The sequence below is a fragment of the Streptomyces sp. NPDC051662 genome (assembly GCF_040681655.1).
Taxonomy (GTDB): domain Bacteria; phylum Actinomycetota; class Actinomycetes; order Streptomycetales; family Streptomycetaceae; genus Streptomyces.
Map to the genome: position 1 here is coordinate 25,545 of NZ_JBFAZD010000023.1, position 11,907 is coordinate 37,451.

The window sequence follows — 11,907 nt, forward strand, 5'->3', positions numbered from 1 at the left end:
GACCGCGCCGCGAGCGAGTCGAGAGGTCACGCGGCCGGCGAGCGTCCATCCGCCGGAGCGTCATGAGGCGAGCGGCTGCCGTGCGCGGTAAAGACGAACGCCGAGGTGTCGCCGTCCAGGTCAATGGTCAGCGACGCGTCCATGGCCTTGGCCAGACGTGTGAGCAGGGGCAGGGTCGGTACGGAATCGCCGCCCTCGATGTTGGAGATCTGCGGCTGGGTCATGTCGGCACGCCGGGCCAGCTCGGCCTGTGACAGACCGAGTTCAGTACGCCGGTCGTAAACGGCCTGGCCGAGCGCGAGCGCGTATCCGGCCTCGATGTAGGCCGGGGACTCCTCGACCGTCTCGCCCAGGAGCTTCCTGGTCCGACGAGTCTTCCACTGCGAGTGGTTCATGGCCTCTCCCCGTTGATCCGGTCATAGTCGTGCGCGGCCGGCTCATGGTCCGACTGACACACCTTCTGCGCTTGCTGCGCGCGTTCGACCTCGGCAGCCTCGCGCTGCCTGGACTTGCGGAACACGGTCAACAGCACGATGCGGCGGTCGCCAGTGAGCCAGTACGTGATGCGCACCGCGTTGCCATCCATAGTGAAGCGCAGCTCACGAACCTTGCCGCCGAGGTGGCGGGAGTACGGTTCCGCCAGAGTCGTCGGCTCTGCCGCGAGCCTGTCCACCAGCGATTATATAGAAATCGATATGGGCGCCGCGCCCGACGACGAGCCGTTCCGCCGTCGTCGGGCTGCCGTCCCCACTTCGCCGCCGTCCCCTTCCGCCTACTCCGTGAGCCACTTCTTCCAGGTCGGCTCATTCGCCGTGACCCACTTCTCGGCCGCCTCCTCCGGCGAGAGCTTCTGCTCCGCGATCATCAGGGCGACCTCGTTCTGCTGCTCGGTCGTCCAGGTGAAGTTCTCCAGGAACCGGGCCGCGCTCCCGCCCTTCTTCGCGAAGTCCGCGTTGAGGAACTTCTGGAGCGGGGTGTGCGGATAGGCGCAGGCCACCTTCTCGGGGTCGGCGTCGCAGCCCTCCTTGTACGCCGGGAGCCTCACCTCCGTCATGGGCACCTTCTCGAACAGCCACTGCGGCTTGTACCAGTAGGTGAGGAAGGGTTTCTTCTCCTTGGCGAACTGCGTGATCTGGGTGATCTGCGCCGCCTCCGAGCCCGCGAAGACGACCTGGTAGTCCAGCTCCAGGTTGTTCACCAGCGCCTTGTCATTGGTGACGTACGACGGCGAGCCGTCGAGCAGTTGGCCCTTGCCGCCGCTCTCCGCGGTGCGGAGCTGGGAGGCGTACTTGTTGAGGTTGCGCCAGTCCGTGATGTCCGGGTGGCGCTCGGCGAAGTACGTCGGTACGAACCAGCCGATATGGCCGGTGACGCCGAGGCCCCCGCCCGGCGCGATCGTCTTCTTCTCGTCGACGTACCGCGCTTCCTGCTCCGGGTGGCCCCAGTCCTCCAGGATGGCGTCGACCCGGCCCTGGCTGAGGGCGTCCCAGGCGGGGACCTCGTCTACCTGGACGGTGTCCACGCGGTAGCCCAGCTCGTGTTCGAGCAGATACGAGGCCACGGCCACATTGGCCTGCGCGCCGACCCAGGACTGCACGGAGAGGGTGACGGTCTTCGCGCCCTGCGCGTTCGCGTACGGGGACGCCTGCTTGGTCATGTCGGCCGCGCCGCAGCCGGTGACCGCGAGCAGGGCGCCCGCCGAGGTGAGGACGGCCAGGGTCCTGTGCGTACGGGCCATGTCAGGCCGCCTTCCTGGTCCGGCCGGTACGGCGTTCCGTACGGCGTTCCGTGGGCTGGGTCACCCGGTCGAGCATCAGACCGAGACAGACGATGGCCGCGCCCGCGACGAGGCCGGTCGCCAAATCGCCCTGGGCGAGCCCGAACACCACGTCGTACCCGAGCGCCCCGCCGCCCACCAGACCGCCGATGATGACGACGGCGAGCACCAGCACGACGCCCTGGTTGAGCGCGAGGCGCAGCGCGGGCCTCGCGAGCGGCAGTTGGACCTGGCGCAGTTGCTGAGTGCCGGTCGCGCCGAGCGAGCGTGCCGACTCCATGGCGGCCGGATCGACCTGGCGCAGGCCCTGGGTGGTGATACGGACGACCGCGGGCAGCGCGTACACGACGGCGGCGGCGACCGCCGGGGCGCGCCCGACGCCGAAGAGTGCGACCACCGGGATCAGATAGACGAACTGCGGCAGGGTCTGGAAGACGTCCAGAACGGGCCTGAGCAGCGCTTCCACCCGGGAGCTACGGGCCGCCGCGATGCCCGCGGCGAAGCCGATGACGAGTGTGACGGCGACGGCCGCCAGCACCTGCGACAGCGTGTCCAGCGACGGCTTCCACACGCCGAGGACACCGATCGCGGTCATGGCGAGTACGGCCGTCAACGCGGTCCGCCAGGTGCCGATCAGCAGCGCGAGGGCGGCGACGAGCAGCAGGACCGCCCACCAGGGCAGGGCCTGGAGGCCGCCGCGCAGCGGGTCGAGCACCCAGGTGGTGAAGCGGCCGGCCCAGTCGGCGGTGCCGCCGATGACGGGGACTCCGGAGTAGAGGTGGGCGGTCATCCAGTCGACGGCCCGGTTGACGGGCTCGGCGATGTTCGCGGTCCAGGTCTCGGGCCAGTCGAGCCGATCCGCGAGGCGCCCGGCGACGGTGACCGCGGCGGTCACGACGGCCGCCACAGCCCAGCCGCCCCGACCGCGCAGGCGGCCCCGGCCGCGCCCGCCGCGGTCCCCGGCGCCGGAACCGGACCCGGACCCGGAACCGGCCGCCGCCGCCGCCGTCGTACGGTCCAGGACCACCGCCAGCAGGACGATCGGCAGCCCGGCCGCCAGCGCCGCGCCCACATCGACCGAGGCCAGCGCCTGGTACACCCGGTCGCCGAGTCCTCCGGCGCCGATCACGGACGCGATCACGGCCATCGAGAGCGCCATCATGATCGTCTGGTTGAGACCGAGCAGCAGTCGCTCACGGGCGAGCGGCAACCGCGCGGTCAGCAACCGCTGCCCGGCGGTCGCGCCGAGCGAGGAGACGGCCTCCATCACCCCGCGGTCGGCCTCGCGCAGCCCGAGCGCGGTCAGCCTGGCCATCGGCGGAGCCGCGTAGACGACGGTCGCGAGGACCGCCGCCGGGACGCCGATACCGAAGACCAGCACCACGGGCAGCAGATACGCGAAGGCGGGCAGGACCTGCATGGTGTCGAGCAGTGGCCGCAGCGCCCGGTACAGCCGGTCGGAGAGCCCGGCGGCGAGGCCGAGCAGGGCTCCCAGCACCACGGACGCGGTGACGGCGACCACCATGAGCGCAAGCGTCTGCATGGTGGGCACCCACATACCGAGCACCCCGCAGACGGCGAACGACACGACGGCGGTGAGGGCGAGGCGAACGCCCGCCACGCGCCACGCGATCAGCCCGGCCGCCACGGTGACCCCGGCCCAGCCGGCCGCGAGCAGCAGCAGATACACCCCGCGCACGGCGAGCACGACGGCGTTGCTGATGTGCCCGAAGAAGTAGAGGAAGAGCGGGTGGCTGTCGCGGTTGTCGATGATCCAGTCACCGGCGCCGCCGAGCGGGGCGGACAGATCGACGGTCAGGGCGTCGGGCCAGGCGGTGCCGGGCCAGCGGGTGAGGGCCAGGGGTACGAGGACCGCTGCGAACACGGCGAACGGCAGCAGTTTGGCGAGCGCGCGCCGGCGCGGCGAGGAGAGCACCGCGGGCGGGCCCCCGCGGTCGACGGGCGCGGTGGTCGCGGCGGTCTCGGCGGTCTCGGTGCTCGCGGTGGTCGCGGCGGTCGCGGCGGTCATCGGAGCGCCGCCTTCCCGGCCTCCGCCCTCGTTCCGGGAGCTCCGGGGGCTCCAGGTGCTCCAGGTGCTCCGGGGAATTCGGGCGGCTCCCCGGGTCCCGCCGTACCGGCCATTCCCACCGTGCCCGCCACCACGTTCAGCAGACGCTCACGGTCCACGACCCCGAGCAGCCTCCCCCCGTCGACCACGCGCGCCGCCGCGTCCCCGGAGCGCGCGACGGCCTCGATCGCCTCGGAGACGGTCGCGGTCGGCGCCAGCGCGGGCCCGGAGTCGGCGTCGCCCGCCAGCGGGCGGCGCATGGCGGCCCCGACGGTGATCACCTGCTCGCGCGGTACGTCACGGACGAAGTCCCGTACGTAGGCGTCGGCGGGCCGGCCCACGATCTCCTCCGCCGTGCCCAGCTGTACGACACGGCCGTCACGCATCAGCGCGATCCGGTCGCCGAGGCGCAGCGCCTCGGTCAGATCGTGCGTGATGAAGACCATCGTGCGCCGCTCCTCGTGGTGCAGCCTGATGACCTCTTCCTGCATGTCCCGGCGGATCAGCGGATCGAGGGCGCTGAACGGCTCGTCGAAGAGCAGCACTTGAGGGTCGACCGCGAGCGCGCGGGCCAGCCCGACGCGCTGCTGCTGACCGCCGGAGAGCTGTCCGGGACGGCGGTCCTCCATCCCGTCGAGGCCCACCTTCCCGATGACCTCGGCCGCCTTCTCCCGGCGCTGGGCCCGGCCCATGCCCTGGATCTCCAGGCCGTAGGCGACATTGTCGAGAACCGAGCGGTGCGGCAGCAGACCGAAGTGCTGGAAGACCATGGCGGCGCGGTGGCGGCGCAGTTCGCGCAGCCGGGCCCTGTCCATCGACAGCACGTCCTCGCCGTCGATGGCGATGGCGCCCGCGGTCGGTTCGATGAGCCGCGTCAGACAGCGGACGAGCGTGGACTTGCCGGAGCCCGACAGCCCCATGACGACGAAGACCTCGCCCTTGCGGACGTCGAAGGAGACATCGCGTACAGCGGCGGTGCAGCCGGTACGTTCACGCAGCTCGGCGGCGTCGAGCGCGGCGAGTTCCGGGTCGCCGGGGACACGGTCGGCCTTGGGGCCGAAGACCTTCCAGAGGTCGCGTACGGCGAAGACCGGCGGCCGTTCCGGCACCTCGCTCTCCGTGCCGGGCGGGGTGAGGTCCTTGCCCGTCGGGTCGTCCCCATGTGCCGTGTCCGCGTCACTCATCGCTTCGGGCCCTTCTTGTCGTCATGGGCCTCGGTCAGCAGCTGGGCGCACTTCTCGCCGACCATCAGGACCCCGATCATGGGATTCACCGCGGGCATCGTCGGGAAGACGGACGCGTCGGCGATGCGGATCGCTTCGAGCCCCCGGATTCTCAGGTCGGGTGCCACCACGGCCTGTTCATCGGTGGCGGCGCCCATCCGGCAGGTGCCCGCCGGGTGGTACACCGTGTGCGCGCACCTACGGGCGTACTCGCTCAGCTCCTCGTCGGAGGTGACCTCGGGCCCCGGGCAGACCTCCCGCGTCAGCCACGCCGCCAGCGGCTCGGCGGCGGCGACCCGCCGCGCGATCCTGATGCCGTCGACGAGGGTCCGGCCGTCGTAGTCGTCCTCGTCGCTGAAGTAGCGGAAGTCCAGGGCCGGTTTGACCTCCGGGTCCGCGCTCGTGAGGTAGAGCCGGCCGCGGCTGCGCGGCTTGGGGATGTTCGGGGTCATCGACACGCCGTGCGCGGGGCGCTCGTACCCCAGCCGCTCCGGATGGTCCGTGAACGGGATCTGGTAGAAGTGGAACATCAGGTCGGGCCCCTCGGCCGCCGGATCGCGCCGGACGAACAGCCCCGCGTCGGAGTCCATCGCCGAGTTCTCCGGGATCGGCCCGTCCGTCTCCCAGACGATCACCGACTCGGGGTGGTCGAGGAGGTTCTCCCCGACGCCCGGCAGATCGTGGACGACGGGGATGCCGAGTTTCTCCAGGTCGGCGCGCGGCCCGATGCCGGAGTGCAGCAGCAGCCGCGGGGTGTCCACGGCGCCCGCGCAGACGAGGACTTCGCGCCGGGCCTCGATCAGCCGCTCCTCGCCGTCCGCCGTCCGTACGCGTACGCCCGTGGCGCGCGTGCCCGTCAGCTCCAGCCGGAACGCCCAGGTCTCCAGCAGCAGTTGGAGGTTCGGCCGGTCCAGGAACGGATGGAGATACGCGACGGACGCGGACGACCGCTTGTTGTTCTCCGGGTGGTACGCGAGGTCGAAGAAGCCGACGCCCTCATGGAAGGGCTTCTTGTTGAAGCCCTCGACGCGCGGCACTCCCAGCGCCTCGCGTGCCGCGTCCACGAAGTCACGGGCGATGGCGTTACGGTCCCGCTCACCCACCGGCACGATGTTGTTCCGCAGCCGGCCGAAGTACGGGTCCATCGCGGCGGCGTCCCAGCCCTCGGCCCCCGCCGCCGCCCACTCGTCCCAGTCGGACGGCAGCGGCTTGAAGGCGATCAGCGTGTTGTGCGAGGAACAGCCGCCGAGCACCCGGGCCCTGCTGTGCCGGATGGAGGAGTTCCCGCGTGGCTGCTCGGTCGTCGGATAGTCGTAGTCCAGCTCACCGCCCAGCAGGCCCATCCAGCGCCGCAGCGTCAGTACGTCGGGGCGGTCGACGTCGGAGGGGCCGCCCTCGATGACGGCGACGGTGATGTCCGGATCCTCGGTGAGGCGGGAGGCGATCACCGATCCCGCGGTGCCGCCGCCGACGACGACATAGTCGTACACGTTCCCGGACTCGGGCGTGGACGCGGGTTCCGGCTCGGGCGCGACCGTGGTTCCCATAGCTGGATCTGCTCCTCTGCTGTGCCGCATGCGGTGATGCGGGGCTTTCCCTGCGCGGCTGTCCGTGCGCGGCTTGGCCGTGCGCGGCTGTCCGTGCGCGGCTGTCCGTGCGCGGCTCGGCCGTACGTGGCGCGCGGCCGTCAGCCCGCGAACCAGCGGACCGGGCGCGGTGCGAGGTTCTGGTAGATGTGCTTGGCCTCGCGGTATTCGGCGAGCCCCGCGGGCCCCAGCTCCCGGCCGATGCCGGACTTGCCGAAGCCGCCCCACTCCGCCTGCGGCAGATACGGGTGGAAGTCGTTGATCCAGACGGTGCCGTGCCGCAGCCGTCCCGCCACGCGCCGCGCGCGCCCCGGGTCCGCGCTCCAGACACCGCCCGCGAGCCCGTACTCGGTGTCGTTGGCGAGGGCCACGGCCTCGTCCTCCGTACGGAAGGTCTCCACCGTCAGTACGGGTCCGAAGACCTCTTCCCGTACGACCCGCATCTCGCGGTGGCACTGGTCGAGCACGGTCGGCTCGTAGAAGTAGCCCTCGGCGGGCCGGACGGCCGACGGCTCGGGCCGCTTGCCGCCGGAGCGCAGCACGGCACCCTCGGCCAGGGCGGAGGCGACATACTCCTCGGTCTTCGCCAACTGCCGTGCGGAGACGAGCGGTCCGCACTCCACGCCACGCTCCGTGCCGCGTCCGAGGCGGATCCGCGCGGCGCGGCGGGCGAGTTCACCGACGAAGCGCTCCCGTACGGACTCCTCGATGATCAGCCGCGCACCGGCGGAGCAGACCTGGCCGCTGTGGATGAACGCGGCGTTCAGCGCCTGGTCGACGGCGGTGTCGAACCCCTCGTCGGTGGCGCACGCGTCCGCGAAGACGACGTTCGGGTTCTTGCCGCCGAGTTCGAGGGCGACCTTCTTCACGCCGGGCGCGGCGGCGCGCATCACCCGCGTACCGCTGCTGAGCCCGCCGGTGAACGAGACGAGGTCCACGTCCGGGTGCTCGGACAGCCGGGCGCCCACCGGGTCGCCCGCGCCGGTCACCAGATTGGCGACGCCGGGCGGCAGGCCCGCCTCGGCGAGCAGGTCGATGAGGTCGACCGTGGAGAGCGGGGTGAGTTCGCTCGGCTTGACGACAAAGGTGTTGCCCGCGGCGAGCGCCGGGGCGATCTTCCAACTCGCTTGCAGCAGAGGGTAGTTCCAGGGCGTGATCAGCGCGCAGACACCGACGGGCTCATGGACGACCACGCTGTGGACGGTGTCCGAACCGGCGTCGACGACCCGGCCGCCGCTCTCGTTCATCACCAGATCCGCGAAGTAGCGGAAGGCGTCGGCGACACAGTCGACGTCGACGCGCCCCTCCTCCAGGGTCTTGCCCGAGTCCCTGCTCTCCAGCAGCGCTATCTTCTCGCGGTTGCGGATCAGCAGTTCGGCGGTCGTCCGCAGCAGCCGGGCCCGTTCGGCGACCGGGGTACGGGGCCACGGGCCCTCGTCGAAGGCCGTACGCGCGGCGGCGATCGCGGCGTCGGCGTCCTCGGCGCCGCCCTCGGACACGACGGCGAGGACCGTGGCGTCGGCGGGGTCGAGGATGTCCCGTGTGGCGCCGGAAGCGGCTTCACGCCACTTTCCGTCCACATGAATCGTGTGTTGTGCCGACACGTCGCGTATCGCCTTCCCTTCCCGGAGCGTTCACCACCAGCGAGAACTGGCGATCCGGGCGCCTGCCCCGAGGCGCGGAAAGCATGCGTGCCGGGTGACCCAAAGTGCTCGGGGTCACCCGGCCGGGGCGTGTCCGCCGGTCCGTACCCCCGCGCCGGACCGGCGGTCCGCCGGTCAGACCTCGTCGGGCTCGTCCGGGACCGTCAGTCCGGCCACCCACATGGGCATCAGCCAGTGCGGGACCAGGACCCCGATCAGTACGGGAGCGACCAGCGTCTCCATCCGTACGTCCCCGAGCCAGCCGACGAGACCGGCGATGACGGCGGCGGCCAGCAGCAGGAACGAGGTCAACCGGTGGGCGCGCGCGAGGACGCGGTCGCGCTCAGTGAGCTGACGTTCGTCCAGCGCACGGTCGCGCAACTGCAGCAGCCCGCGTGTGGCGCCATTGATCGCGCCGGTCGCCACACACCACGGCAGCAGCGCCGCGAGGAGGACGACGAGGGGCCACCACAGTTTCCGCTCCGAGAAGACCACGGCGATCCACGCCGCTTCGAAGATGACGGTCAGCGCGATATGAGCACAGACGACAGCGCGCCTGCGGGCCGCCGTCGCGTAGAGCGGGCGCCCTTCGCGCCCGTTCATCAGCGTGTACATCCGCTGGTCGTACTTCGTCAGTCCTGTGGTCATCACTGCTTCCTCCCGTAGACCTCGTCCGTGAGCGGGCTGAAGGGTTCGAGGGAGAACAACGCCTCCACGGGGAGGCCGAAGAACTCCGCGATCCTCAGCGCCAGGTCGAGGCTGGGGTTGTACTGACCCCGCTCGATATAGCCGACGGTCTGGTAGTGGGCACCGACGGCCTCGGCCAACTGCTGCCGGGACACCTTCCGTTCGGCTCTGACAACTGCCAGCCTATTGTGCACCTGCTCGCTCATGTATAAGAAGTACTACATTCGAGTGGAGGTACGCAACAACTCGCGCGGATGCGCTGCGGCACCGCGGCGGCTCCTCGCCCACCAAAAACGCCCCCGGCGAGAACCGGGGGCGTTCGGGGGAAGTGGTGAGTGGGGTCAGATCAGACCGAGTTCGCGCACCGCGTCGCGCTCCTCGGCCAGCTCCCGCACCGAGGCGTCGATCCGGGTCCGCGAGAAGTCATTGATCTCCAGGCCCTGGACGATCTCGTACGCACCGTTCTTGGTGGTGACGGGGAAGGAGGAGATCAGCCCCTCCTCCACACCGTAGGAGCCGTCCGACGGGATGCCCATGGAGGTCCAGTCGCCCTCGGCCGTGCCGTTGACCCAGGTGTGGACGTGGTCGATGGCGGCGTTGGCGGCGGAGGCGGCCGAGGAGGCACCGCGGGCCTCGATGATCGCCGCGCCGCGCTTGGCGACGGTCGGGATGAAGGTGTCGGCCAGCCACGCCTCGTCGTTGACGGTCTCCGCGGCGTTCTTGCCGGCGATCTCCGCGTGGAAGATGTCCGGGTACTGCGTGGCGGAGTGGTTGCCCCAGATCGTCAGCCGCTTGATGTCGGAGACGGCGGCGCCGGTCTTCGCGGCGAGCTGCGAGATGGCGCGGTTGTGGTCGAGGCGGGTCATCGCGGTGAAGCGCTCGGCCGGTACGTCGGGCGCGGCGGCGCGGGCGATCAGCGCGTTCGTGTTGGCCGGGTTGCCGACGACGAGGACCTTGATGTCGTCAGCGGCGTGGTCGTTGATGGCCTTGCCCTGGGGCTTGAAGATGCCTCCGTTGGCGGCGAGCAGATCGCCGCGCTCCATGCCCTTGGTACGAGGGCGGGCGCCGACCAGCAGAGCCACGTTGGCGCCGTCGAAGGCGACGTTCGGGTCGTCCGTGATCTCGATACCGCCGAGCAGCGGGAAGGCGCAGTCGTCCAGCTCCATCGCGGTTCCCTCGGCGGCCTTGAGGCCCTGGGGGATTTCGAGGAGACGCAGCTTGACCGGCACATCCGAGCCGAGCAGATGGCCGGAGGCGATGCGGAAGAGCAGCGCGTAGCCGATCTGGCCGGCCGCGCCGGTGACGGTGACATTCACGGGAGTGCGGGTCATGGCGATCTCCGTAAGACAGCTGGCGGTGGGGGTCCCTGCCCCTGGTGCGGGGACATCTCCCCGTCGCTGAACTGAATCTTGACGTGAAGAGATATCCAGCGGTCAGGCTATCCGACCCGGGACACCCCGTACCCACGCACCCTTGTGGCACGGCTCACGACAGGGGCGGGACGGCGTGGCGGCTGGTGGTGCCGGGGCCCGGTGGTACGGGGGCCTGGTGGATACGGGGGGCCTGGTGGCGTGGCGGGGTGCGGCCCGTGGCAGGGTGCGGCCCGTGGGCCCGGGTCACCGTACCGGGGTACAGCCCGTCTCACCCGAGGCGAGCGTCGCGCACGCCTTGGCGCCCGCGGAGTCCGGTGAGGCGACCATCGGGGTGTAGGCGTTCGTGGCCGTGTCGACCTCGCCGGTCTGGCCGCTCGTCTCCCCGCCCGCGGTGATCCGTACCTCGTCGCCCACCGCCGCCTGGGTGATCCGGGCCCAGGCCGCCGAGCAGGTCTTGCTGTAGCGGACCTCGATCAGGGCCGTACCGACGGTCGCGCTGGAGACGGTCTCGACGAACTCGCCGCCGCATCCCATCTCTTCGGGGTCCTTCCCGGTGCAGGCGTCGCCACCGCACTTCACCCCGGCCGGCAGTACGGGGGCGCTGCTGGACGGCGAGGGCGACGGGGACCGCGCGACGGTCTGCTCGCCGCCGTCACCGCCGAGATCGGTCAGCAGCACCGCGGCGGCGACCACCAGCGCCGCGCCCACGACAGCCGCCACGAAGATCGTCATCCCGCGCCGTCCGCGCTTCGGGCCCCCTGCCGGTGACGGTCCGGCGGGAGACGGGCCCCCCGGCCGGGGCGGACCGCCGGGACCCCGCTGCTGCGGTACGGAGGGCGCCCCTGGCACGCGCACGGCACCGAAGTCGACGGTCGTACCGGCGGGCCGGTCCCCCGAACCACCGGGCCCACCTGTGCCGGCGGGCCCGCCCGGCCTGCCGGAGCCGCCGCCCGGCCTGCCCGAGCCGCTACCCGGCCTGCCCGAGCCACCGGCCGGGTTCTGGCTGAACTCCCCGAGCGCCGAACGCGCCTGGGAGATCCGTATCGCTTCCATCGTCATGTCGTGGCGCATCTCGGACCGGCTCCAGGCGCGCTCCGCCAGCTCCCACATCGTGGTCAGATGCCCCTGATGCGTGCCCGTCACCTCGGCCAGCGCGACGATCGCGCCCTTGGGCGCGAGCAGCCGCCCGTTCAGATAGCGCTCCCACGACGTCTTGCTGTACCCGGTCCTGTCGGACACGGCCGCGATGCTCAGACCGCTGCGGTCGACGAGCCCGCGCAGTTGGCTCGTGAACTCGCTGACCTCCGGATCGAGCCCGTCCGGTAGCGCCTTCCAACGAGGCATTCTGTGCCTCCCCCTTGTCCCCCCGCACGTGGTGGATGTGCCCCGCGCTGTCTTCCCCCCGCCGCCCTCCGCCCTCCCCGGCGATCGACGGCGCCCTCCTCCGGTCGCTTCCCGCCGCGGGCCACCCATCTCGGACTACCCACAGGGATGCACCGGGCGAGGACGTCAGTTCCTCACCCGACAGCGCGGAGGAGCATTCGGGACGG

At 71.3% G+C, this 11,907-nt stretch carries 10 protein-coding genes and 1 pseudogene; all 11 read right to left on the reverse strand.

All coding sequences use genetic code 11. The features are described from left to right. Positions 1–26 precede the first annotated feature (26 nt). The 11 genes and pseudogenes from AB0M67_RS30695 to AB0M67_RS30745 all read right to left on the reverse strand — a co-directional run bounded on the left by AB0M67_RS30695 (position 27) and on the right by AB0M67_RS30745 (position 11,701). Positions 27–395 carry a helix-turn-helix transcriptional regulator gene (locus AB0M67_RS30695; protein ID WP_365750790.1) on the reverse strand — a complete coding sequence of 123 codons (369 nt, stop codon included), beginning with the start codon at positions 393–395 and terminating at the stop codon, positions 27–29. Then, positions 392–670 (reverse strand): annotated as a pseudogene (locus AB0M67_RS30700) (type II toxin-antitoxin system RelE/ParE family toxin); the annotation flags it as partial. The pseudogene AB0M67_RS30700 and the gene AB0M67_RS30695, both read right to left, overlap by 4 nt. 102 nt (positions 671–772) lie before the next feature. Next, positions 773–1,738: an ABC transporter substrate-binding protein gene (locus tag AB0M67_RS30705; protein WP_365750792.1), complete on the reverse strand. Its 966-nt coding sequence runs from the start codon at positions 1,736–1,738 to the stop codon at positions 773–775. A gap of 1 nt (position 1,739) precedes the next feature. Next, positions 1,740–3,806: an ABC transporter permease subunit gene (locus AB0M67_RS30710; protein ID WP_365750794.1), complete on the reverse strand. Its 2,067-nt coding sequence runs from the start codon at positions 3,804–3,806 to the stop codon at positions 1,740–1,742. Continuing rightward, positions 3,803–5,029 (reverse strand): betaine/proline/choline family ABC transporter ATP-binding protein, encoded by a 1,227-nt coding sequence (locus tag AB0M67_RS30715; protein WP_365750796.1) that lies wholly within the window; start codon positions 5,027–5,029, stop codon positions 3,803–3,805. Before AB0M67_RS30715 ends, AB0M67_RS30710 begins: the two co-directional genes overlap by 4 nt. Beyond that, on the reverse strand, positions 5,026–6,615 hold the full coding sequence (locus AB0M67_RS30720; protein WP_365750798.1) for a GMC oxidoreductase: 1,590 nt from the start codon (positions 6,613–6,615) through the stop codon (positions 5,026–5,028). The genes AB0M67_RS30715 and AB0M67_RS30720 overlap by 4 nt, the downstream gene beginning before the upstream one ends. Before the next feature lie 140 nt (positions 6,616–6,755). Further along, on the reverse strand, positions 6,756–8,258 hold the full coding sequence (locus AB0M67_RS30725; RefSeq protein WP_365750800.1) for an aldehyde dehydrogenase family protein: 1,503 nt from the start codon (positions 8,256–8,258) through the stop codon (positions 6,756–6,758). A gap of 174 nt (positions 8,259–8,432) precedes the next feature. Next, a complete protein-coding gene (locus tag AB0M67_RS30730) occupies positions 8,433–8,945 on the reverse strand; it encodes a hypothetical protein (RefSeq protein WP_365750802.1) in 513 nt (170 codons plus the stop codon). Continuing rightward, positions 8,945–9,190, reverse strand: a complete 246-nt coding sequence (locus tag AB0M67_RS30735) for a helix-turn-helix transcriptional regulator (RefSeq protein WP_365750804.1) — start codon at positions 9,188–9,190, stop codon at positions 8,945–8,947. The genes AB0M67_RS30730 and AB0M67_RS30735 overlap by 1 nt, the downstream gene beginning before the upstream one ends. Positions 9,191–9,325: 135 nt before the next feature. After that, the gene (locus tag AB0M67_RS30740; protein ID WP_365750806.1) at positions 9,326–10,315 is read right to left on the reverse strand and encodes a malate dehydrogenase; all 990 of its coding nucleotides are present in this window, start codon (positions 10,313–10,315) and stop codon (positions 9,326–9,328) included. A gap of 285 nt (positions 10,316–10,600) precedes the next feature. Further along, positions 10,601–11,701, reverse strand: a complete 1,101-nt coding sequence (locus tag AB0M67_RS30745; protein WP_365750808.1) for an XRE family transcriptional regulator — start codon at positions 11,699–11,701, stop codon at positions 10,601–10,603. Between the last annotated feature and the right edge of the window lie 206 nt (positions 11,702–11,907).